Origin of the sequence: Enterococcus alishanensis, assembly GCF_019218635.1 — a bacterium.
Lineage (GTDB): Bacteria > Bacillota > Bacilli > Lactobacillales > Enterococcaceae > Enterococcus_A > Enterococcus_A alishanensis.
In genome coordinates, this window is the sequence record NZ_JAHUZB010000003.1 from 217,840 (window position 1) to 239,375 (window position 21,536).

Below are 21,536 nucleotides of genomic sequence, written 5' to 3' on the forward strand. Positions count from 1 at the left end.
CGAATTCTTGAAAAAGGATTCGTGTTTTTTTGATTTTTACTTATTTTCAGAATATTTAATCATTAATTGTGCTAAAATAAAAGAAAATTCAAAAAAATGGAGGTTACTTATGGGAACAGTCGTGAAAACGGGTCTAAAGAAGAACTTTTTGACGATTATCTTGTTAGCATTAGCAGGATCAATCATCTATGGGCTGCCATATTTTCGAAGCTATTATTACGATGCTTATGTTACAGCCTACAATCTGACCAATACGCAAATGGGTATGCTGGGAAGTGCTTACGGATTTATCGGTTTGGTTTCTTATTTTATTGGAGGCGTTTTAGCTGACCGTTTTGCAGCTAAAAAGTTATTGGTTTTTTCACTGTTAGCAACTGGTTTAGGTGGATTCTTACATTTATTTGTATCAAGCTTTTGGCCACTGTTTTTTATTTATGGTCTATGGGGCATCACTTCTTTGCTGACTTTTTGGCCAGCTTTAATGAAAATTGTCCGAATGCAAGCCAATGATGATGAGCAAAGTCGCGCTTATGGATTATTTGAAGGAACTCGTGGGATTACGAATGTAATTCATTTAGCGATAGCCACTGCAATTTTTGGGTTCTTTCAAAGCCGTGCTACGGCTTTAGTCGGTTTGAACTGGATTATTATTTTTTATTCGGTGATTCCGATTGTCTGCGGATTGGCTTTTATTTTTATTTTAAAGGAACCAACTTCGGTCGAAGAAAATCAAGCCCAAGAAAAATTAACTTTCAAAGATGTAATTGATGTTTTAAAAATGCCGGCCCTTTGGCTGTCAATTGGGATTATGTTTACTAGCTATGTTTTTAATATGTCGATTTACTATTTCACGCCTTATGCTTCAAATGTTATTGGGACTTCAGCCGTTTTTGCTGCAGTGGTAGCGATGCTAGCCCAATATTGTCGTTTGGTAGCAGCACCCTTTGGCGGATTTTTAGCTGATAAAATTAGCAAATCAATGGTTATGTTTGCAGGTTTTGTATTTTTAGCTTTAGGAACTTTTCTATTAATTGTTAGTTCTGGTGTAAGTGGTCAACTGCAAGTGGTCGTGTTAGTTGTTGCGGCCAGTATGGTTTATATCGCCATGTACTCTAATTATGGTATCTTTTTCTCTTTCCTATCTGAGGGAGGTATTCCACTGAGACTTTCTGGGGTAGCAATAGGACTGGCTAGTACTTTAGGTTATTTACCTGAAGTGGTGGTTCCGCTGGCAGCTGGTAATATTTTGGATCGTTACCCAGGAAATACTGGTTATTTTATTTACTTTAGTATTATGATAGCAATGGCAGCGATTGGTGCAGTTTTATGTATTATTTGGAGTAAAACGTATGGCAAAAAATATCGTTTGAAAATGGCAGCCAAGGAGGCAAAATAAATGAAAAGAATTATCGAGAACTTTCCTTATGATGTAGAGGTAATTGAAAACAGTTGGTATACACTAAGTGACGGGACCGTTCTTTCGTATCGAGGTTGGTTTCCCAAATCAGATAAACCTTTACCAACAATTTTAGAATATTTACCTTATCGTAAAACAGATGGCACCCGTGGACGAGATAATCCCATGCATGGTTATTTTTCTGGCCACGGCTACAATGTGATTCGGATGGATATGCGAGGAACAGGTGAGTCAGAAGGGTTATTGAAAGATGAATATTTGAAACAAGAACAAGATGATGCCTTGGAGATCATTGACTGGATTGCCAAACAAGATTGGTGTGATGGCAATGTCGGTATGATGGGGAAATCTTGGGGTGGTTTCAATTCCTTACAAATTGCGGCACGTCAACCAGAAGCATTGAAAGCTGTTATGGTCGTAGGCTTTACTGATGATCGCTACAATAACGATATTCACTATAAAGGCGGCTTGATTTTAAATGATAATTTCTGGTGGGGCGCCATTATGTTGGGTTATCAATCTCGTGCAATCGATCCCCATGTTGTCGGCGACCGTTGGCGGGAAATGTGGCTAGAGCGTTTGAAAAATATGCCTTTATGGATGGCGAATTGGTTAGAACATCAAACCCGTGATGATTATTGGAAACATGGATCAGTGTGTGAAAACTATGATGCGATTAAAGTACCGGTTTTTGCCGTTGATGGATATGCAGATTCTTATACAAATACTGTGTTGAGTTTATTAGAAGGTTTGAGTGTACCGAAAAAAGGTATTTTAGGTCCATGGGCCCATGTCTATGCTCATGATGGTGTGCCAGGTCCAGCAATAAATTATTTAGGTGAAGGAGTTAAATGGTGGGATCATTGGTTGAAGGGTGAAAAAACGGATACTTTAGATGGTCCAATGATTCAAGCTTGGATTGAAGACAGTATGCCGCCACAGACCAATAAACCTGAAAGTAAAGGTCGTTGGGTAGCTGTCGAAAACTGGCCTTCCAAGGTTGTCAACGATAAGAATTTTGGCTTAAGCTATCACGAATTAGTAGCAGAAAATGCAAATACTAGTGAGAAAGTTGCCTTGAAAACACCTTTAAATCATACCCTCTTAGCAAATGAATGGATGGGTGCAGGCGTGCCAGGTGAATCTCCAGGGGATCAACGTTTAGACAATGGTTTGGCATTGAATTTTGATTCTGAAGTATTAACCGAAGATTTAGAAATTTTTGGCTATCCAAAAGTTACTCTTAAACTAAGTAGTGATAAACCAAATGCGATGTTATATGCTTCATTATGTGATGTTGCTCCAGATGGGTCATCTGAGCGGGTGAGCTATGGTGTCATGAATCTAACGCATCTAGCTGGTCATGACAAAGTAGTCTACTTGGAACCGGGCAAAGAAGTTGAAGCCACCGTTCAATTAAATACTTGTGGGCATTCATTTAAGGCGGGTCATCGGTTACGTTTGTCTTTAGCAAATTCAGCTTGGCCAATGTTTTGGACGATGCCAGAAGATAATACTCTGACCTTAGAATTAGCCGATGCGCAGTTTAGTTTGCCAATTTTTACTGGAGAAGATACAGTGGGACCAGACTTGGATGCACAATCTGCTCCATTGACACCAACAACTATCTTGTCGGAAGGAAGAGTTGAACGAGAAATATCTTATGATTTAGTGACTGATACCTGGACTTGCATGACGAATGGTATTGGTGGCGTTTTTGGAGAAGGAATTTATCGGTTTGATGAAATTGATGTAACGGTTGAACATAACCTAAAACGACTATTAACCTTATCAAATCAAGATCCTTTGTCTGCAAACTACACGATTACTCAAAATATGCGAATTGGTCGTGAGGGCTGGTGGACCAATGCAGAAATTACCACTACGCAAACTTCTGATAAAGAATACTTCTACATTACAGGTGAGATGAATGTCACCGAAAATGAAGAACCAATTTATGCTACAACTTGGGATAAAAAGATTAAACGAAACGGTATGTAAACAATTGAAAGAGCTGGATTTTAAAATCCGGTTCTTTTTTCTAGTATTTTAATAAAATAAAAAAATGGGGCGAATTTTTTTGGATAAAAAATATTTTTTCTTTGATATTGATGGGACACTGACAGATCGGAAAACAGGAGAAATTGTGCCAAGCGCACAAGAAGCTCTGAATAAATTACAAGCAGCCGGACATTTTGTAGCAATTGCGACTGGACGGGCCCATTATAAATCGATTGATTTTATGAATTCGGTGGGATTAAAAAACATGGTTTGTGCAGGTGGCGGTGGTTTAGTCTTGAATAATCAATTGGTTCAAAATCAACCGCTGAATTTAGCGGATGCGAAAGCATTGTTGTCACAAACAGAAGCTTTGGGACTGGGAACTTTATTAATGTTAGACGATTCGATTAAAGTTTATGCTAAAAATGATCTGTTTAGAGAACAAGTCGGTGAGAGACGTGAGCCAACAGAATATATCATCGACGAAACATTAGACTATGAAAAATTGACAGAAATCTACAAAATATATGTGGTCATTTCCGAAGCAGATGAGGCGCAATTAACGACTAAAGATCCTTTGGGCTATGTTCGTTTTATGCCAGATTATTTGACGATTCAATACGATGATAAATATAGTGGAATCGTTGCGACTATCAATCACTTAAAAGGAGATTTATCAAAAGTTGTTGTTTTTGGCGATGATACCAATGATTTGGTGATGTTTTCACCGGAATGGACCAGTATTGCCATGGGTAATGCGCATCCGGAATTGAAAAAAAAGGCTGACTTTGTCACAGCAAACAATGTGGATGATGGGATTTATTTGGCTTGTCAGAAATTTGGCTGGATTTAAAATTTTGGAGAATCTATGAAAATTGTGGGCGAGAAGTTTTATGGATTTCTATTTCAAAGGTTAACTGACTTTGTCGATTTTTTAGCTACTCTGCTTAATTTAGCGCAGTTAGAAGTGTTGTCAAAAATAGTTAAAGGAATGATCTATTTTTCGATTGTAGGTTTTTATTTAGTCTTGCGAAATTTCTATGCTCTAATTGGCTGATTACTTTCGCTTTAATTGGAATTTATAATTTTCCTATTATTTTTGCTAATATGTGTTGTGCTTTGTGAAAAAAAATGGATTACGAGGAAAAGAAAATTTACCTCCTAAAAAAGTAGTTTTTGGATTGATTTTTTTAGAAATATCATCGGCAAACTGATGTGAAAAAATCTCAAAAAAGCTGATGAATGCTGCAATTATAGGCTTTATTATCATTTTTATTCTTTTTGGCTGTTTTCAAGAAATATCGTAATTATTTTACTTATTCTTCCCATGAGCCTTGAATTTGTGGCTAATTGTTTATCTGATTTAGTTGAGCTTCAAATTTGAGAAGTTGTAAAAGATGAAAAATGTCACCAAGCAAAAGTAGCTAAACGAAAGCCCAGGGCTATTAAAAGAATTAGTAATAATGAAGTGCCACCAAAAAGCAGATTCTTGATCTAATTTTGGATAGGAACTTCAAAATTACTAGGTTCTGGCATTGTTAATCATTTAAAAGAATTTGATATGAGTAAAATTTATTATTTGTAAAAGGAGAAAAATATGTTAGATAAAAGTATTCTCTATGCTGATTTTTGGATGGTACTGCCAGCTGAAAAAACAATCTTAGACTTTCCTTTGAAGACAGACTTCTCATTGGAATTTTATCAAAAAGGGGATGAAAAAGACTGGTGTGAGATCGAAACTTCCGTTTTAGAATTTGATCAACCAGAAGCGGCACTGACTTATTTTGAGAAAACTTTTTTGCCTTATCCAGATGAACTAAATCGTCGTATGTTATTTGTAGAAAACGCTAAGGGTGAAAAAATTGCAACTTGCACTGGCTGGATGAAAACATTGAATGATGGTAGAACTGTTCCGCAATTTCATTGGTTGGCGGTTAAGCCAGAATATAGTGGTCAAGGATTAGCTAAAACGTTAGTGAGTCAGATTTGCCAAGAGTTACGGAAGATCTATCCAGACCAATCAATTTATTTACACAGCCAGACTTGGAGTAAGCCAGCGGTATTTTTATATCGTAAATTTGGTTTTGAAATAATGCCAACTGATCTTAATGGCAATCAGAATGAGGACTATGAAAAAGCTTTAAAAATCCTAGATCTATAATAATAGTGAATCATTTTAAGCGTTAGAAATATGTTAAAATGATTTTAAATAATAGGGAGGTTTTTTTGTGAAAAAGTGTCGGATGTTTTTGATAATTTTAGCCGCATTGTTTTTCTTGACGGGGTGTGGGAAAAAAGCAAGTGATGATTTCAAAGAAACTCTGGAGCAACAAAATGAAATGAACAGCAGTGATTTTACTCTGAAAATGAAAACGATTGAATTTGGCGATACAGAAAATGTTTCTTCAATCATTGCTGGGGCGATGGGGGATCGTCTAAAGTTAGCAGTCATTACTGGGGAAAATATTATCGATTCGGAGAACGAAACCGCTGATACCAATTTTTCAATGGATCTTTCAGACTATCAATTACCGATGCATTTTATTACGGATTTAAAAAAGGGCAATATGTATTTAGAGGCTACTTATTTAATTGAAATTCTAAAAATAGCCGCTTCTTTAAATGACATGAATGCCGAAGACTTTTATGATTTTTCAAATATTGAAGGGAAATATATTGAAGCTACTGCCGAAGAAGAAGCTGATGAACTGTCGATGGAATCGCCAGAAGAAACGACTGAATCAGGTTATGATTTTGCTGAAATGCGGAGTATTTTTTCAAAAGAGTATTTTTATGGCTATTTAGGAACCCGAGGAAATGATGCTTTCAAAGTGACCAAAGAGACCATGAGCTATACTTTTAATAGCAAAAGTTTTAAGGAATTTTTGAGTTATGTCAGTGATGAAGGTGACGAAAGACAAAAAATTATTGCCACCGAAATGTTAAAAGAACTTGCTACAAATGAAGGCTTAATTGATATGAATATAAAAATGACTTTAAACAAAGCTAAAAACAGTGCTAAAATTGATTTTAAATTTTCAACTGATGAAACAGATACCGCAATTAGAAAAATCGCTGGGACGCTGAATTTAAAATACAAAGACAGCAAAAAAACAGTTAAACTTCCAAAAGATGATGAAATTATAACTGGCCAAGAAGTTGAAAGTGACTTAGAAGAACAACAAGGTGGCGATCAGTATATGAGTGAGGAAGATTTCCAAGAGATTTATGATTATGTTAGTCAATATCAAGCTGCTATAACACCAGAAATTGCGCAACAAATTCTGGAAGAATATGCGCCATATTTAACTGAAGAACAGTTGGCACGTTTAGAAAGCTTACTTCAAGGACAAATAGCCGCTTAAATAATCTGATAACAATTATCACCACTCGTGAAAACGAGTGGTTTTTTATTGTGGAAAAAATCTTGTGAGAAAACTTAGTAACCTTAAAGAATTGGGTATACATTAGTCTCAAATCAAAATTAAAATAATTAATTATAAAAAATATATTCGTAAATGATATTTGAAATACAGACTATTTTTGCTATTATTATTTTATAAATAAAAATAAAATATCTGAATATTGTTATAAATAATCTTTACGAAAGGGTAAGCCATGGAAAATAAACAAATAAGTTTAACTGAAGCTATAGATTTAGTTAAAGAAGGAGACATTGTTGCGGTGGGTGGCTTTATGACAAATGGTACACCGGAATTATTGGTGGATGCTTTAGTAGAAAAAGGCATCAAACATTTGACTTTAGTCAGTAATGATACCGGTCTCATTGATAAAGGTGTCGGGAAATTAATCATGAACCATCAGTTTGATAAAATCATTACTTCTCACTTAGGACTAAATCGCGAGGCTGGTCGTCAATTAAATGAAAATGAAACTAAATTTGAGATTATGCCTTTAGGAACCTTGGTGGAAAGAATTCGTTGTGGCGCATTTGGTTTGGGTGGTGTTTTGACGCCAACGGGTATCGGAACGCTCATTGAAGAAGGTAAGCAAAAGATTACAGTTGCGGGTCGAGAATATTTATTAGAGACACCAATTAAAGCGGATGTTGCCTTGGTCTTAGCTGATCAAGCTGATCAAACGGGCAATTTACAATATGCCGGATCTGAAAATAATTTTAATCATATTATGTCAGCAAATGCAAAGACAACCATTGTTCAAGCGAGAAAAGTTGTCGCAACGGGCACAATTAATCCGAGTTTTGTTCATACACCGAGTATTTTTGTTGATTGTGTGGTGGAAGGGGACGTATTATGCTAACGAAAGAGCAAAGACACGAGCAAATAGCGAAACGAGTTGCTCAAGAACTTTCTGATAGTTCTTTAGTAAATTTAGGGATTGGCTTACCGACAAAAGTTCAAAATTATATTCCAGCTAATTTATCGGTTATTATTCAGTCAGAGAATGGATTTGTTGGTTTAGGTCCGACACCTGATCCGATTGATCCAACAATCGTTAATGCCAGCGGGCAACCAGCTTCAATTAAACAAGGGGGCGCTTATTTTGATATTACAACTTCTTTTGGTATTATTCGAGGGGGTCACGTAGATATCAGTGTGTTGGGTGGTTTACAGGTTGATGAAACAGGAAATTTAGCAAACTATTTGATTCCGGGCGTGTTTGTTCCCGGCATCGGCGGTGCAATGGATTTATTAGCAGGAGTAAAAAAAGTTATTGTAGCGATGGAGCATACTAATTATGGAAAGCCTAAAATTTTAAAGCAGTGTACTTTACCGCTAACTGCGCGAGGACGCGTCAATCAAATTATCACTGAAATGGGTGTTTTTGAAATTACTCAGCAAGGAATTGAGATTACTGAAATTGCATCAGGCTATACTTTTGACGAAATTCAAGCAGTTACTGCAGCACAATTAATCAATCATTTAACGTGATTAACCCTTAGCAAATCCCTTTGAAGTAGAGATTTTATTAGTTTTTCAAGAATTTAAACCAGTCAAACCTAACCAAATAAAGAAATACAAAACCAGAATGACTAGAGCAACAAAACTACTAATCAAAATGAAAAAAAGTATATTTTGCAGACGATTTTTCTTTTTGAAAGCTAGTAATAGACTACCAATAATAATAAAACCAAAAAAAGTTAACAGCGGAGTTTTTAGATTAAATAGGTGAATTAATTTAATCAACATAGTAAACCTCCGCTGTTCTTTTATAGTTAATTGTTATTCCTCAATTACCAACATATTATTTTCATCAAACTGCCAGATTTTCCCGTAAGCAACTTCCCAATAATAACCGTTTGGATCAGTAAAATAGCCGGAATAACCGTCCCAATCAGGATTTTTAGTCGGCTGCTTGATGATTTTTCCACCGGCGGAGTGGACGTCTTTGAAAAAAGCATCAACTTCTTCAGGTGTTTTCATATTAATAGCTAAGGTGATACCAGGAAAAATGCCAGTTTGAAATTTTGGTGGACTGTCTGGATTAATATCTTTTGTTAATTGCTCCAGTGGATAAAGTTCTAATTTAGTGCCTTGATTATCGAAAAAAACAATCGGCGGATTGTCAGATTTTTCGTAAGTTTTAAAGCCGATATTCTTGTAAAAGCTTAACGATTCCTTCATATCATTTACCCCTAAACAAATCAAATTCAGTCTATTCATAGTAGCCTCCCAATATTTTTTTGTGTTAAAAGCTAGTTGATTGATGATTGTTCTTTGATTTTTTTTTCGTAAAGGTACGTAATGACATCAGATCGAGGATCTTTTTTTTCACCGACCTTATGGTAGCCAAGCGACTCATAAAAGCGATGTAACTGGAAGTTTTCGCTAACTGTTTCAAGGGTCCATTTTTTTACATGGGGATGGGCAGCTTCAAGAGCTGAAAGGATTTCTTTTCCGTATCCTTGGTGTTGATATTTTGGATCAATAAAGATAGTTGCTAATTCAGCTTTTTTACCTAAAACAATCACAAATACGCCACCAATTTCGTTACCATCAGCTAAAATAACTTTTCCAAAAAGTAAAGGTGGTTGGAAATTTTTCTTTTTCAAATGTAACAATGGTGGATAGATACCATATTTTTCAAAGTCTGATTGAAATGCCCGTAAAGCCATTTCGTAAAGTTTGGGTACATCGGTTTTTTTCATTTTTCTGAAGGTTATCATAAGAAGAGCCCCTTTTTAATCGGTTGTTGAAACTATCGTAGCAGACAGTAAATTTTTTTCAACACTGATTTAGTCATCTAACGATAGTGTAAGTTTATTTTTCAGAAAAGATACCAGCAGCACCTAATGAAATACCAATTGCTAAACCAATAGCCAAATGATCAAATAAATATCCAAAGACTAATCCAAAGATGATCCCTAAAGTTAACGAGTAATTTTCTTTCTTTTTCATCTGTTTTCTTCACCCTTTTGTTGGGCCGTTTTTATTTGCTTTTGTCGTAATTTTAATACTTCAGTCTGATTGTCTGGAAAAAGTAGATTGAAAACTTTCACGCTATAGTCAGCGGATACGAGGGCATGGCCACGCATATGGGCGGTGGCAATTGCCTGTGCGAAAACTCTAGCAGCATATTTTTCAATCGGTGTTTTTGATTCTTTTGCAATCTGATTTGCTAGAAACCCAGCTTGCCGAAACTCGTAAGCTGAGATTTCTCCAGCTATTTTTTGCTGAAAGGCATCAATTGCCTGCTGAATTCGCGGATCACTGATTCGTGGCGCATTCAAATAAACTAAAAAAGGTTGTGCGTTTACTAAAGCCCACTCAGCAAGTTCCTTGTGGGAAAGTAATTCCAGTTGCCTTTCCAAATCTGCTCTTAATTCTGAATGGTCAAAGATTTTTATTTTTGGCTGACTAGGAAATTTTGCTTGTCCCATTAAGCTTTGTTCATGAAGGTTCCAAGAATAAATTTCAGGTTTCATTAAACAATCTCTTTAGAAAAATCTCTTACCAAGTTATACCAAACTTCATTTGCATGGGTGGATTCAGAAACACCTTCTACTTGATAGTGATTTTTTTGATAAAAAGGAATCAAATTCGCTAAACAAGTTAAGGTGATACCAGCGCGTTTTTTTTCTTGTGAAATTTGCGCAAGACCTGTTAGCAAGCGACTCGCAATCCCAAAATTATAATACTCAGGGGCAACAGCTAAGCTAAGAATAGTTTGGAAGCCGCCTATTTCTGGATTGGGGATCGTTTTTTCAAATAGTTCATCAGTTAAATATCTTTCTGAAACAACTGGACCAACGACATAGCCCAAAATTGCCTGTTCTGGGTTAATAGCCACTAGAAAACTGTCAGGAATTTGCTGAATTCTTTCTAGCATAGCTTTTTCTGAAGCCGCTTCAGCTGGAGAAAAACCACTTCTTTCAATGGTCATAATCCGATCTAAATCTTTTTCAGTTGGTTGTCTAAAATCAATTTGCATCTGCTCACCTAGTTTTCAATCTTTTTTATAATTTTGGCTGGATTACCAGCAACCACTACATTTTCTGGTACGTCTTTAATTACCACTGAACCAGCTGCTACGATGGAATTATCGCCAATTGTTACACCACCTAAAATGGTTACACTTCCGCCAATCCATACGCGATTACCAATTTTGATTGGTTCGGCATAACCAGATAAGTTGCGGTCTACCGGATTGAGTTGATGGCCAGTTGCATAAAGTCCAACATTTGGTCCAATCATACAATCATCACCGATAATGACTTGCGCCATATCTAAAATAGTAAAATTAAATCCCGCATAAAAACGTTCTCCAACGGAAATATTACTTCCTAAATCACAATTAAAATTGGTTTCAATCACCGGTAACTCACCGCAAGAATGAAACAACTCTTTCAAAATCTCTCGCTTTTTTATTATTTCGCGGTTGGTCAACTGATTAAAGGTTTTTAGTTTTTCCTGTAAATCGATACTGTCAGTTGAAAAATTGTGCAGGTCACGTTGGTAAAATGAACGGGTCATTTTTTTCCTCCTGAAGATTTCTGGTTATTTATTTTCACTTGGTTTCAATAATGGGGTTAAAGCAACGCTAGATCCACTAGCGGTAATGACGGTTGTTTGTAGATATTGCTGTCCAGTTGTTAAATCTGTAATGACGGCTAGTTCTTGTTTTCCCTTTGCGTAAACTTGTTCGATAGTAAAATTTTTTGAATCAGTCATATTTTTTCCTCCTAATATAAATTAATTTAATTTGTGATTCACATAAAAAAATTGAAAAATTAATAGTAATGTTAAACTTAATAAGATCAACCATAAGACTAGAACATTATTGAAATGAAGTAAAAAGAGTAAGACCAGTGTTAAAATCAATTGCAATAACCCTAAGACCAACGAAGATCGTTTCACTGCTAATTGTGCTTGTTGCCAATTTTTTGAATTTTTGACGGATTTTGTAGAACGAAATCCCTGAAGCGATTGAATACGATAGTGATCATTTTTAGCTAAATAACTAGATTGAATGGGTAAGATAATTAAAAAAATAATTGTTGGAAAAAAGGTAAAGAAGGTTAACAACATGCTTGATTCTCCTTAAGTGAAGACATTAAAAGCAATTAAACCAGCTAAAAGAAGCAAAACTACGACTATTAAAAGATAAAAACTACCATTTTTACTATTTTTTTCAACCGCAAAAGCCTTTATTGAAGCATAAATAAAGCTGATTAAAGCAATTAAATAAGCTAAATGAAGAAAAATAAAAATATAGATACTTCTAAAAATTAAATGGTATGCCACCATGAATTACACCTCTTGTAAAAAAATATGGGTTCTCTTCTTAGTATAGCATTTATTTTTATTATTTTTACCAATAAAAAAACTGCTCTTCTGCTAAAAGCAGAGGAGCTGTATTGGTTATAAATCAAAACTAATACTTTTTTTAGGTGCATCGTCAATAATTTGGCGAAAATCTAGTAGGCCCTCAGCTAATCCACGAATCAAAATCTCAGCAGTGCCTAAATTTGTTGCCAATGGAACATTGTAAACATCACTTAATCGAATTAATGCATTAACATCCGGTTCATGAGGTTGAGAAGAGAGTGGATCTCTCAGGAAAATTACCAAATCTAACTCATCTTCGGAAATTAAAGCGCCAATTTGCTGATCACCGCCAAGAGGGCCAGATTTGAAGCGGTGAACCTTTAGTCCAGTCGCTTCACTAATTCTTTGACCAGTCGTACCAGTAGCGAATAATTCATGATTTTTCAATAATGGTTGATAAGCGGTAACTAATTGAACCATCAAATCTTTTTTTCGATCATGAGCGATAAAAGCTATTTTCATTTGGCTCACTCCTTATTATAAAATGCTAATTCTTGATTTAACAAAAATGGACGATAATAAGCAACAGTATCACTCATCGGTAAAATTTCAGGTGCTAACTCAATATTCAACGACTCTGCCAAGTAATCACGGCGACGAGTAAAATCAGCCCAAACTTTCGGATAATCCCGCTTAATTTCTTCTCGCAAAGCTTCATCCGCTAAACAAATCCCATCTTCACAGCCAACGCCAGCATAACCAGCAACTTTAGGAATGAGATCAATTTGTAATAACTGCCCACTTTGTAAAACAGCGCTAGAATTTTTGGCAAATGGTGAAGACAACCATTCTTCATCGGCAATAAAATGACCAGGATTTAGTTCCCAGTGGTAATCTTTTTGTGGTAAAACTTTATCGATTTCAGTAAATAAAGTAGCGCCAGTTAAACCAAGCTTGACTGTTTTCAGCCAAGTAACCAAGGCTTGGTAATAGGGATAAGCCACTTTTTCTAGATAATCTTGTTGCTTTTCTGGTAAGTCATTAACATTATTTGCGACAAATGCTGCACGAGAAGACAAACCACCTTTGTAACTTGTGGTTAATGAAAAAGTATCTCCCAGCTTGGTTTGCTTATTGCGAGGATAAAGTGTCGCGTGACTGAAACGTTCACCAGTGGCGCAAATCGTTGTTACATTATGTTGTTGTCCAAAAGCCGATAAACTTGTTGCAATCGCCAGCTCGGTTTTATTTAATTCAATTTGATTTAAGGTTTCTAATAAACAATTACCTGCTAAACTCGCACCAAAACTATAATGAGCGATTTCGTTGGCATTGTTCGTAACGCGCAGACCATCTATTGGTGATAATAATAAATCAGCCACATTTTCCACGGAGGTAATGCTTTGTAAAGCTTGCAAGATATAGTGGGGTAAATCAAATAATTGACGGTTGTCTTCAATAGAAGAAGTAAACATTTTCCAACCAATTACGCCGACTTTAGTTAAATTGTTTAAGCCTGCTTCCGCAAAATAGCTACTCAAGGGGGCATCGCCTAACATCGGTTGATTTGGTAAAGAGAAGAATGGAACATGAATTACTTGATTTTCCAGTCGCGCGACTTTACCCATCTTAGTATTTTCATTACCTAATAGTAAAAATGCTTTTCCATCTTGATGAAGTACCAAACAGGCTTCTTCAAAACGAGGAATAAAACCAGTAAAGTATTCAAAGTTAGCACCATGTTCACGATCGGCATAAATTACGACTGCATCCAATTGTGCGGCTTTCATTTTAGTTAAAAAAATCTGTCTCCGTTGGTTTAATGTTTCATCGGTTAAGTCGATCGGTGCAAGGTCTTCACTTCGTTGAGGTGAAGTTATTTTTTTTGTTTGAATTGTCATAAGAACTCCTTTATAGCTTTTCTAAAATGATAGCATAAAAAGGATTTTGATGGGACATTGATTTATTGAAAAATCAGACTATTTATATTCCATCAAAAATATTATTTTTTTAGAAAAAAACGATAGAAAAAACACGAACGTTTAATTATGTAAGGAGAAAGCCTAAGTTAACAAGCTTTCTCTTTTTTTGAATCATTTTCAATCAGTGAATTATTTTGCTTGTGAAAAATGTATTAGTGAAAAATAGATCATTTTGAAAACGTAACACTTTCTTGTTAAAGAAACCATTTTTTCTTAGAAGAAGTCAATAATAGCTTGTTTTTCATCAAAAATATCTAGCTATTTTTTCAAATAAGCATACGAGATTTTCATTTATAAAAAGATAATTTCCATTAAAGATGAATGAATAATTACTTGTGAACATTAAATATTTTTAGTAAAAAAAATAAAAAACATTATTATATAGGCATTTAAACGTAATAATTTTTATAATTTTTGATTGCGATAAAAATCACAATGAAATTCATTATTTTTGTTTCTGAAAATCGCAAGAAAGAATGCTTGGCAGATTCTCATTTTCTGATTATATTAATTTCACTTTTAACGAGGAAATAGAGAGGAAGTATGGCATGGAAGAAACAATGAATTTAAGTCAGCTTTTTAAACAGTTTAGAAAAGGCATCGGCTGGTTTGTCGGACTGACTATTGGAGGAGCATTAATCGGTGGCATTATCGCTTACCTGATTTTAACCCCGCAATATACAAGTCAAAGTCAATTAATAGTAAAAATATCTGATACAAATAATAGCGGAAAAATAAGTGCAGGTTTAGCAATGATTAATACCTATAAGGATTTTGTTACTAGCGATGTAGTAGTGAAAGAAGTTAAACAGGAATTATCCGAAAATGAAAATCTTCAGCTCTCAAAAAAAGCAATAAAAAATAGTCTTGAGGTTAATCAAAGTCCCAGTTCACAAATGTTTACGATTGAAGCGACTGCGACTGATAAAAAAGAAGCGGCAAAAATTGCAAACACAACAGTTGCTGTTTTTAAAACGAAAATTCGTGATGTTTTAGAAGTAAAAGATATTAAAACAGTCTCAAAAGCAACGCCCGCAAATCAAGCATCGTTTCCTAATCACTTGTTAATTGTTGGAATGGCTACATTGTTGGGCTTATTACTAGGATTTATAGTTGCTGCATTTAAGGGTAAGAAAGATTAATCAGGGGTGATTTGATATGGAAAAATCAATTAAATTAGTGGTTGAAAATCATCAATTACTGAATCGATTGCTTTACAAAAACCGACCTATTTATGGTTTCTTTAAAAGATCAATGGATATTGTTGGAGCCAGTATCGGCTTAGTCTTATTGTCGCCATTATTCATTATTATTGCATTGCTGATTACCCATGAAGATGCAAAGGGATCCATTTTCTTTGTTCAAAAAAGAGTTGGCAAGGATGGCAAAGTTTTTTGGATGTATAAGTTTCGCTCTATGTGTGTAGATGCTGAAAGTCAGTTGACTGCTTTGTTAGATCAAAATGAAATTGCTGGCAAAATGTTCAAAATGAAAAAAGATCCCAGAATCACAAAAATTGGTCGTTTTATTCGTAAAACCAGTATCGATGAATTACCTCAGCTTTTTAATGTATTAAAAGGTGAGATGAGTTTGATTGGTCCACGACCACCTTTGGAAAATGAAGTGGACGATTATTCCAGTCAAGATGCCAAACGTTTGTTAGTTAAACCAGGCTGCTCAGGCTTATGGCAAGTTAGCGGTCGAAATCAATTAAGTTTTGAAGAAATGGTTGCATTAGATGTTCGCTATATCCAAACCCGGAATCTAATATTTGATATTTTAATAATCGTCAAAACGATTTGGGTAATGATTAAACCAAACGGCGCATATTAAGAAGGAAAAACAATGAAAGAAAAACATATATATATCATCGGTTCGAAAGGGATTCCTGCAAAATATGGTGGATTTGAAACTTTCGTAGAAAAATTAACAGCCAATCGTTTAAATAATCAATTAACCTATCATGTAGCTTGTACGAAAGAGAACTCTTTAAAATCGGGCATTCAAGAAAAGACTTTTGTTTATCAATCAGCCCAATGTTTTACGATTGATGTCCCTGATATTGGGCCAGCTAAAGCAATCTATTACGATATTGCAGCTTTAAATTACGCAATTCAAGAAGCCGAAAAAGAAAATTATCAACAACCAATCTTTTACGTTTTGGCTTGCCGGATTGGTCCATTTATTCAAGGATTTAAAAAGAAAATTGAAAAAATCGGAGGACAATTATTTTTGAATCCCGATGGTCATGAATGGTTACGGGCAAAGTGGTCTTATCCTGTCCGCCGTTACTGGAAACTTTCAGAACGGTTAATGGTGAAACATGCAGATTTAATTATTTGCGATAGTCAAACGATTGAGCAATATATTCAAAAAAGTTACGCCAAATATCAACCTAAAACCACTTATATTGCCTACGGTAGTGACATTCCCCAACACTACTTAACTGCAACTGAGCCGAAAGTTCGTAAGTGGTTTTCTGACAATCATATTCGCGAAAAAGAGTATTATTTGATTGTCGGTCGTTTTGTACCAGAAAACAATTACCGCGCAATGATTGAGCAATTCATGAAATCCACTAGCCAAAAGGATTTAGTGATTATCACTAATGTCGAACACAATAAATTGTATCAGCAATTATTAAAACAAACTGATTTTACTAAAGATGCGCGGATTAAATTTGTTGGGACGGTCTATGATCAAGAATTATTAAATTATATTCGGGTAGCAGCATATGCGTATCTCCATGGACACGAGGTTGGCGGTACCAATCCTTCATTATTAGAGGCACTTGCTACCACACAATTAAACTTGTTATTGGATGTCGGCTTTAATTACGAAGTTGGCGAACAAGCAGGTGTTTATTGGCAAAAAAATAATTTAGCAGAAGTAATTACCACGGTTGAGAAATATTCCCCCCAAAAGATTTCTCAATTGAAGGAGCAAGCTGTCAGACGAATTAGGCAGGATTTTAGCTGGCAGAAGATTAATCAACAATACGAAAGCTGTTTTAATGAAGGTGTTTAAATGAAAATCTTACATTATACATTAGGCTTTGAACCTGCTAGGAGTGGCGGATTAATCAATTATGCAACTGATTTGATGCAAGAGCAACATCATTCTGGACATCAAGTCTTTGCATTATATCCTGGAAAAAAATTGCTAACTAGTCAAAAAATAAAATTTTCCTTTCTTCAAAAAGAAGGAATCACGCGGATTGCGCTGAGAAATAGTTTGCCGTTGGCTTTGTTTGGCGGCATTAAAAGCCCCACGGATTTCATGACTCCAGTGGAAGTGGTCAATTATTTGGCATTTTTGAAAAAAATCCAACCAGATGTGGTTCATTTACATACTTTAATGGGACTGCATCTGGAATTTCTGGAGGCCTGTCGTCAACTGAATATTCCTACAATTTTTACCAGTCATGATTATTTCGGTTTGGCACCAGAGCCCAATTTTTTTGATGGCAAAACCAGTTATCACCAAGATAATACAGCTTTAAATTGGCAAAAGGCCTCTGAGGATGCTTGGTCCACTGAGAAATTACGTTTATTTCAAAGTCGTTTCTATCCATTGATACGAACGATGGGGCGCCGTTTACCTCAATCAAAATTAATTCAGCAAGATCCATTTTTTGCAAAAAAAACCGAGTATCAAGCCTTAAAAAGCTATTATCTGAAAATGTTTCGCTTGATTACCAAGTTTCACTTTAATAGTCAGGTAGCAGAAAGCGTGTATAGAAAAAACCTGCCTTTCAGAATAAACGGACAGGTTTTAAGCATCACTACTAACAATATTTATCCGCGAACGATGGCTCAAAAAGAGCTGGCAGAAAAAATAAATGTCGCTTATATCGGACCAGCCAAAAAATTTAAAGGCTTTGCTGATTTTCTACAATTAGCCAAAGTATTACCGACGGAGAAATATCGTTTTCATACATTTGGTTATGCAGTCAAGAATAGTTATTTTAATATTCACCAACATGGCCGGTTTGAAAAAGCTGATTTGGCGGCAGTCTATCATCAGATTGATTTGCTGATTGTTCCCAGTCAATGGCAGGAAACCTTTGGCTTGATTGTGTTGGAAGCTTTAAGTTTTCAAATACCTGTTTTAGTCAGCGAAAAAGTCGGTGCCAAAGATATTTTACCGAACCATTGGCAGTACAAAAACTTGTCAGATTTAATTGAGAAGCTCAAAAAATTTGATTTTACTTTTAGTCCGGTTCATTTGAAGGACATATCGCAACATAGTGAAGAAATATTGACCCTTTATAGGAGGTGAGACGATGGAATTAGCATTAACTTTTAAAAAATCAACTATTGGATTGTTACTATTTGGGTTCTTGGTAGCAGCTCAAAGTTTATTTCCCCGAACGATTTTTTTTATTAGTGCAATTGTCGTTTTGGGTATACTTTTTGGACTGGCAGATTATCATTTTCCCTTGAAAATCGTCTCATATCAAACACTGTTAATTGGATTGTTTTTCTTAGGATTATTTGGAACTTTATTTCCTTTGGGTAATTATCAAACGACTGATCTGATTAGAGATATGGTTTATTTTCTTTCCCCGGTTCTTTTTATTCTAATTGGTCGATACTTATCTATTTTACAGGTTTCATTTGAAAAAATTATTCAATGGGTCATTATTCTTTCAGCAATACTTAGCCTTTATTTCATAGGACATCTCATTTGGGTTTTACTGCAGCTGAATGTCACAAATATATATAATTTGCGAAATCAAATCGGTCATGGCTATACGATTGTTCCTTTTGGTCTAACTTTACTTATTTTTACTTCAGTTATAAAAAATAAATTTTGGCGCGTAGTTTTGAGTTTATTGATGCTAAGTCACTTAATTCTGTCTTTTTCTCGTTCGCTAATGATCATTACCATGATTCTAGTCTTGGTTTTGGCGATGGAGAAAAAAGCCAGTCGGAAGCTTATTTCAGTGAGCTTAATTATTCTATTGGCGGCTGTAATTTTTAAAATTTTCGAAGAACAAACCTTTATTGCAAATTTTCTAACAAAAATCATGCGAACAATCACTGAATTAAGTGGCAGCCAAGATTGGAGTAGTAGCCAGATGATTACTAGCAATTGGCGGGGTTATGAAACCCATCAAGCTATGACCGAATTTAATAGTTGGAATATTTTCCATCAGTTATTTGGGGGAGGCTTTGGTAATAATATTTATGTTGGAGACTATGCTTATTTAGTTGGTGTGAAAGGCAATAGTATTCCTTTTTTACATAATGGTTATTTCACTATTTTGATAAAACAGGGCGTTCTTGGTGTTATTATTTATTTGGCCTTTTTAGGATTGAATAGTTTAACGGCTTTCGGCGCAATTTTACGTAAAAATAGTTTTGAAAATCGTTTACTGTTAGCAGTTTTCTTAATTATTTTAGTCACAACTTATACGACTACTGGCATTTTTACTTTGGAAAATGGTGGATTCTTATGTGTATTTATCGGTTATTTAGCTAAGAAAGAACAGGTGTCCATTTGGAAAACTTCGTTAACTTAATTGTTTTAAATTACAATAACTACCAAGAAACTAGTAATTTTGTGAAAATTATGGAGGAACGCCGCCAGATTGATCAAATTATAGTGGTAGATAATGCTTCAACTGATCGTTCTTACGAATATTTGTGGCGTTTGCGAAACAAAAAAGTTCATGTGATCCAAGCAACAAAAAATGGGGGCTATAGCGCCGGTAATAATTTCGGAATTTTTTATGGATTGAAGCATTTTAAGCCCCAATTTTTTTTAATTGCTAATCCTGATATTGCAATAAGTGAGGAAGACTTGGATCAGTTTATCAAAAATTTAGCTGATTTGCCTAAAAAAACTGGGATTGTCGCACCCATCATGCTGACAAAAGAAAAATCGCAAGCTTACAATTCCGGCTGGCAGTTACCTAGTTATGGCTCAGATTTACTGGCAACTAGTTTAATCTTGAATAAATTTTTTAAAAAAAGAAATAGTTACGGCAGCTTACCAGACGAAAAAAAATTAATCCCTGTAGATGTATTGCCAGGCTCATTTTTTGCTATTTCAGCTGAAGCGCTAGAAGAGATTGGCTATTTGGATGAAACGACGTTTTTGTACTGTGAAGAACGAATTTTAAGTTATAAATTACGAGCGCATAGTTATAGGAATTTTTTAGACAGTCGATTTGTCTATTTTCATGACCACGGAACGACTACCAAAAAACAAATCAGCAAATTAAAACAACAAGAAATTTATTTCTCTAGTATACGTTATTACTTAAACCATTATTTACAAGTATCAACTTGGCAGAAAAATGTTTTTTCCTTTTTTGCTTATGCAGGATTATTAGAACGAAAATTGATTTATTCGTGGCAAGATTGGTTATTAGAAAAGAGGCAAAAAAATGGAGAAAATTGATTTTGTTGTGACCTGGGTCGATGGTAATGACCCAATTTGGCAAACTAAAAAAGCCCATTATCAAACAAAAAATCCGTTATTAAACAGTGAAGCCCGTTATCGAAATTGGCAATTTTTACATTATTGGTTTCGTAGTGTGGAAAAAAATGCCCCTTGGGTCAATCGAATCTTTTTGATCACAGAAGGACATTTACCCAGTTGGTTAAACACTGCGCATCCCAAGCTGGTTCATGTTCGTCATGAGGATTATATTCCTGCAGAATACCTACCTACGTATAATTCTAATGTGATTGAACTTCATATTCATCGAATTAAAGAATTGAGTTCGCAGTTTGTTTTATTTAATGATGATATGTTTTTAAATCGACAAATGCGTCCTACGGATTTCTTTTCAGCTGGTAAACCGCGAGACTTTGGAATTTTTAGTCCTTTAGTGCCACAAGCTAATTCATTAGACACCGTCATTCTAAAAATGAATCAATTGATTAATCAACATTTTTCAAAGCAAAGCATTCTAAAAGGACATTTTTCTCAATACTTTAATCTGAAATATGGCCGCCAATTGTTGAAAAATTTTTGTGTTCTTCCTTGGCAAGGTGTATTGGGTTTTTACGATCCCCACTTGCCGGTCGCTTATTTAAAAAGTACTTTTGAAGATGTTTGGCAAATTGAGCAAGCTGAATTGGAGAGGATTTCTCAGCATCGTTTTCGTGAAAGTGACGATATAAGTCATTGGTTAATGCGGTATTGGCAATTAGCCAGCGGTAATTTTGAGCCACAACCTATTTCTGTCGGAAAAAATTATCTGATTGGTGAGTTACCGATTGATATTGAAAGAGAAATTAATCAAGGAAAACATTCCTTGGTTTGTCTAAATGATAATGATTTTTTGAAAAATTTTAATAGAGCCAAAGAAATGATTTTGACCGCTTTTGACAATCGCTATCCTGAAAAATCTGCATTTGAAAAATAAAA

General features: G+C 35.1%; 27 protein-coding genes. 15 read left to right on the top strand and 12 right to left on the bottom strand.

Annotated features, from left to right (window positions below; all coding sequences use genetic code 11):
* Window positions 1–109: 109 nt before the first annotated feature.
* The 8 genes from KUA55_RS07990 (at window position 110) to KUA55_RS08025 (ending at window position 8,331) form a co-directional block, all read left to right on the top strand.
* Window positions 110–1,396 carry an MFS transporter gene (locus tag KUA55_RS07990; RefSeq protein ID WP_218325675.1) on the top strand — a complete coding sequence of 429 codons (1,287 nt, stop codon included), beginning with the start codon at window positions 110–112 and terminating at the stop codon, window positions 1,394–1,396.
* On the top strand, window positions 1,397–3,418 hold the full coding sequence (locus tag KUA55_RS07995; protein ID WP_218325676.1) for a CocE/NonD family hydrolase: 2,022 nt from the start codon (window positions 1,397–1,399) through the stop codon (window positions 3,416–3,418).
* Between the two features lie 79 nt (window positions 3,419–3,497).
* The gene (locus KUA55_RS08000) at window positions 3,498–4,271 is read left to right on the top strand and encodes a Cof-type HAD-IIB family hydrolase (protein WP_218325677.1); all 774 of its coding nucleotides are present in this window, start codon (window positions 3,498–3,500) and stop codon (window positions 4,269–4,271) included.
* Between the two features lie 15 nt (window positions 4,272–4,286).
* Window positions 4,287–4,475 (top strand): hypothetical protein, encoded by a 189-nt coding sequence (locus tag KUA55_RS08005; protein WP_218325678.1) that lies wholly within the window; start codon window positions 4,287–4,289, stop codon window positions 4,473–4,475.
* Between the two features lie 540 nt (window positions 4,476–5,015).
* On the top strand, window positions 5,016–5,579 hold the full coding sequence (locus KUA55_RS08010) for a GNAT family N-acetyltransferase (protein ID WP_218325679.1): 564 nt from the start codon (window positions 5,016–5,018) through the stop codon (window positions 5,577–5,579).
* 67 nt (window positions 5,580–5,646) lie between these two features.
* Window positions 5,647–6,783, top strand: coding sequence for a hypothetical protein (locus KUA55_RS08015; RefSeq protein ID WP_218325680.1), 1,137 nt, complete (start codon window positions 5,647–5,649; stop codon window positions 6,781–6,783).
* A gap of 253 nt (window positions 6,784–7,036) precedes the next feature.
* Complete coding sequence (locus KUA55_RS08020; protein ID WP_218325681.1) at window positions 7,037–7,699, top strand: CoA transferase subunit A; 663 nt, start codon at window positions 7,037–7,039, stop codon at window positions 7,697–7,699.
* Window positions 7,693–8,331, top strand: a complete 639-nt coding sequence (locus KUA55_RS08025) for a 3-oxoacid CoA-transferase subunit B (protein ID WP_218325682.1) — start codon at window positions 7,693–7,695, stop codon at window positions 8,329–8,331. Before KUA55_RS08020 ends, KUA55_RS08025 begins: the two co-directional genes overlap by 7 nt.
* Window positions 8,332–8,376: 45 nt before the next feature.
* On the opposite strand, the gene KUA55_RS08030 is transcribed toward KUA55_RS08025, so the two are convergent.
* The 12 genes from KUA55_RS08030 to KUA55_RS08085 form a co-directional block, all read right to left on the bottom strand.
* Window positions 8,377–8,589: a hypothetical protein gene (locus KUA55_RS08030; protein ID WP_218325683.1), complete on the bottom strand. Its 213-nt coding sequence runs from the start codon at window positions 8,587–8,589 to the stop codon at window positions 8,377–8,379.
* A gap of 33 nt (window positions 8,590–8,622) precedes the next feature.
* Window positions 8,623–9,063: a VOC family protein gene (locus tag KUA55_RS08035; RefSeq protein WP_218325684.1), complete on the bottom strand. Its 441-nt coding sequence runs from the start codon at window positions 9,061–9,063 to the stop codon at window positions 8,623–8,625.
* A gap of 32 nt (window positions 9,064–9,095) precedes the next feature.
* Window positions 9,096–9,566, bottom strand: coding sequence for a GNAT family N-acetyltransferase (locus KUA55_RS08040; RefSeq protein ID WP_218325685.1), 471 nt, complete (start codon window positions 9,564–9,566; stop codon window positions 9,096–9,098).
* Between the two features lie 94 nt (window positions 9,567–9,660).
* Complete coding sequence (locus tag KUA55_RS08045) at window positions 9,661–9,798, bottom strand: glycine zipper domain-containing protein (RefSeq protein WP_218325686.1); 138 nt, start codon at window positions 9,796–9,798, stop codon at window positions 9,661–9,663.
* The gene (locus KUA55_RS08050; protein ID WP_218325687.1) at window positions 9,795–10,325 is read right to left on the bottom strand and encodes a putative immunity protein; all 531 of its coding nucleotides are present in this window, start codon (window positions 10,323–10,325) and stop codon (window positions 9,795–9,797) included. Before KUA55_RS08050 ends, KUA55_RS08045 begins: the two co-directional genes overlap by 4 nt.
* Entirely contained in the window at window positions 10,325–10,831 is a 507-nt protein-coding gene (locus KUA55_RS08055) for a GNAT family N-acetyltransferase (protein ID WP_218325688.1), read from the bottom strand. Before KUA55_RS08055 ends, KUA55_RS08050 begins: the two co-directional genes overlap by 1 nt.
* Window positions 10,832–10,839: 8 nt before the next feature.
* Entirely contained in the window at window positions 10,840–11,373 is a 534-nt protein-coding gene (locus KUA55_RS18510; RefSeq protein WP_281419017.1) for a sugar O-acetyltransferase, read from the bottom strand.
* A gap of 24 nt (window positions 11,374–11,397) precedes the next feature.
* Window positions 11,398–11,571 carry a hypothetical protein gene (locus KUA55_RS08065; RefSeq protein WP_218325689.1) on the bottom strand — a complete coding sequence of 58 codons (174 nt, stop codon included), beginning with the start codon at window positions 11,569–11,571 and terminating at the stop codon, window positions 11,398–11,400.
* Window positions 11,572–11,592: 21 nt separating this feature from the next.
* Window positions 11,593–11,928 carry an SdpI family protein gene (locus tag KUA55_RS08070; protein ID WP_218325690.1) on the bottom strand — a complete coding sequence of 112 codons (336 nt, stop codon included), beginning with the start codon at window positions 11,926–11,928 and terminating at the stop codon, window positions 11,593–11,595.
* 12 nt (window positions 11,929–11,940) lie between these two features.
* Window positions 11,941–12,147, bottom strand: a complete 207-nt coding sequence (locus KUA55_RS08075) for a hypothetical protein (RefSeq protein WP_218325691.1) — start codon at window positions 12,145–12,147, stop codon at window positions 11,941–11,943.
* Between the two features lie 114 nt (window positions 12,148–12,261).
* The gene (mgsA, locus tag KUA55_RS08080) at window positions 12,262–12,690 is read right to left on the bottom strand and encodes a methylglyoxal synthase (RefSeq protein WP_218325692.1); all 429 of its coding nucleotides are present in this window, start codon (window positions 12,688–12,690) and stop codon (window positions 12,262–12,264) included.
* 5 nt (window positions 12,691–12,695) lie between these two features.
* Window positions 12,696–14,069, bottom strand: a complete 1,374-nt coding sequence (locus KUA55_RS08085; protein WP_218325693.1) for a M24 family metallopeptidase — start codon at window positions 14,067–14,069, stop codon at window positions 12,696–12,698.
* Window positions 14,070–14,698: 629 nt separating this feature from the next.
* Here KUA55_RS08085 and KUA55_RS08090 point away from each other — a divergent pair.
* From KUA55_RS08090 to KUA55_RS08120, 7 genes are read left to right on the top strand one after another with little or no spacing between them, the layout of a single operon-like run.
* Complete coding sequence (locus KUA55_RS08090; RefSeq protein ID WP_218325694.1) at window positions 14,699–15,292, top strand: YveK family protein; 594 nt, start codon at window positions 14,699–14,701, stop codon at window positions 15,290–15,292.
* Window positions 15,293–15,308: 16 nt separating this feature from the next.
* A complete protein-coding gene (locus tag KUA55_RS08095) occupies window positions 15,309–15,983 on the top strand; it encodes a sugar transferase (RefSeq protein WP_218325695.1) in 675 nt (224 codons plus the stop codon).
* A 12-nt stretch (window positions 15,984–15,995) separates the two neighbouring features.
* Entirely contained in the window at window positions 15,996–17,177 is a 1,182-nt protein-coding gene (gene cps2T / locus KUA55_RS08100; protein ID WP_218325696.1) for a beta 1-4 rhamnosyltransferase Cps2T, read from the top strand.
* Entirely contained in the window at window positions 17,178–18,431 is a 1,254-nt protein-coding gene (locus KUA55_RS08105; RefSeq protein ID WP_218325697.1) for a glycosyltransferase, read from the top strand.
* A 4-nt stretch (window positions 18,432–18,435) separates the two neighbouring features.
* Entirely contained in the window at window positions 18,436–19,677 is a 1,242-nt protein-coding gene (locus tag KUA55_RS08110) for an O-antigen ligase family protein (protein WP_218325698.1), read from the top strand.
* Window positions 19,656–20,561 (top strand): glycosyltransferase, encoded by a 906-nt coding sequence (locus KUA55_RS08115; RefSeq protein ID WP_218325699.1) that lies wholly within the window; start codon window positions 19,656–19,658, stop codon window positions 20,559–20,561. Before KUA55_RS08110 ends, KUA55_RS08115 begins: the two co-directional genes overlap by 22 nt.
* Window positions 20,548–21,534 (top strand): Stealth CR1 domain-containing protein, encoded by a 987-nt coding sequence (locus KUA55_RS08120; protein ID WP_218325700.1) that lies wholly within the window; start codon window positions 20,548–20,550, stop codon window positions 21,532–21,534. Before KUA55_RS08115 ends, KUA55_RS08120 begins: the two co-directional genes overlap by 14 nt.
* Window positions 21,535–21,536: the final 2 nt, after the last annotated feature.

What these genes read in the sequence shown, in the direction of transcription:
- KUA55_RS08035 (WP_218325684.1), bottom strand. Translation starts at nt 9,063, where the DNA reads ATGAATAGACTGAATTTGATTTGTTTAGGGGTAAATGATATGAAGGAA.
- KUA55_RS18510 (WP_281419017.1), bottom strand. Translation starts at nt 11,373, where the DNA reads ATGACCCGTTCATTTTACCAACGTGACCTGCACAATTTTTCAACTGAC.
- KUA55_RS08040 (WP_218325685.1), bottom strand. Translation starts at nt 9,566, where the DNA reads ATGATAACCTTCAGAAAAATGAAAAAAACCGATGTACCCAAACTTTAC.
- KUA55_RS08030 (WP_218325683.1), bottom strand. Translation starts at nt 8,589, where the DNA reads ATGTTGATTAAATTAATTCACCTATTTAATCTAAAAACTCCGCTGTTA.
- KUA55_RS08090 (WP_218325694.1), top strand. Translation starts at nt 14,699, where the DNA reads ATGGAAGAAACAATGAATTTAAGTCAGCTTTTTAAACAGTTTAGAAAA.
- KUA55_RS08085 (WP_218325693.1), bottom strand. Translation starts at nt 14,069, where the DNA reads ATGACAATTCAAACAAAAAAAATAACTTCACCTCAACGAAGTGAAGAC.
- KUA55_RS08045 (WP_218325686.1), bottom strand. Translation starts at nt 9,798, where the DNA reads ATGAAAAAGAAAGAAAATTACTCGTTAACTTTAGGGATCATCTTTGGA.
- KUA55_RS08095 (WP_218325695.1), top strand. Translation starts at nt 15,309, where the DNA reads ATGGAAAAATCAATTAAATTAGTGGTTGAAAATCATCAATTACTGAAT.
- KUA55_RS07995 (WP_218325676.1), top strand. Translation starts at nt 1,397, where the DNA reads ATGAAAAGAATTATCGAGAACTTTCCTTATGATGTAGAGGTAATTGAA.
- KUA55_RS08120 (WP_218325700.1), top strand. Translation starts at nt 20,548, where the DNA reads ATGGAGAAAATTGATTTTGTTGTGACCTGGGTCGATGGTAATGACCCA.
- KUA55_RS08055 (WP_218325688.1), bottom strand. Translation starts at nt 10,831, where the DNA reads ATGCAAATTGATTTTAGACAACCAACTGAAAAAGATTTAGATCGGATT.
- KUA55_RS08020 (WP_218325681.1), top strand. Translation starts at nt 7,037, where the DNA reads ATGGAAAATAAACAAATAAGTTTAACTGAAGCTATAGATTTAGTTAAA.
- KUA55_RS08065 (WP_218325689.1), bottom strand. Translation starts at nt 11,571, where the DNA reads ATGACTGATTCAAAAAATTTTACTATCGAACAAGTTTACGCAAAGGGA.
- KUA55_RS08070 (WP_218325690.1), bottom strand. Translation starts at nt 11,928, where the DNA reads ATGTTGTTAACCTTCTTTACCTTTTTTCCAACAATTATTTTTTTAATT.
- KUA55_RS07990 (WP_218325675.1), top strand. Translation starts at nt 110, where the DNA reads ATGGGAACAGTCGTGAAAACGGGTCTAAAGAAGAACTTTTTGACGATT.
- KUA55_RS08050 (WP_218325687.1), bottom strand. Translation starts at nt 10,325, where the DNA reads ATGAAACCTGAAATTTATTCTTGGAACCTTCATGAACAAAGCTTAATG.
- KUA55_RS08110 (WP_218325698.1), top strand. Translation starts at nt 18,436, where the DNA reads ATGGAATTAGCATTAACTTTTAAAAAATCAACTATTGGATTGTTACTA.
- KUA55_RS08005 (WP_218325678.1), top strand. Translation starts at nt 4,287, where the DNA reads ATGAAAATTGTGGGCGAGAAGTTTTATGGATTTCTATTTCAAAGGTTA.
- KUA55_RS08010 (WP_218325679.1), top strand. Translation starts at nt 5,016, where the DNA reads ATGTTAGATAAAAGTATTCTCTATGCTGATTTTTGGATGGTACTGCCA.
- KUA55_RS08075 (WP_218325691.1), bottom strand. Translation starts at nt 12,147, where the DNA reads ATGGTGGCATACCATTTAATTTTTAGAAGTATCTATATTTTTATTTTT.
- cps2T (WP_218325696.1), top strand. Translation starts at nt 15,996, where the DNA reads ATGAAAGAAAAACATATATATATCATCGGTTCGAAAGGGATTCCTGCA.
- KUA55_RS08105 (WP_218325697.1), top strand. Translation starts at nt 17,178, where the DNA reads ATGAAAATCTTACATTATACATTAGGCTTTGAACCTGCTAGGAGTGGC.
- KUA55_RS08025 (WP_218325682.1), top strand. Translation starts at nt 7,693, where the DNA reads ATGCTAACGAAAGAGCAAAGACACGAGCAAATAGCGAAACGAGTTGCT.
- mgsA (WP_218325692.1), bottom strand. Translation starts at nt 12,690, where the DNA reads ATGAAAATAGCTTTTATCGCTCATGATCGAAAAAAAGATTTGATGGTT.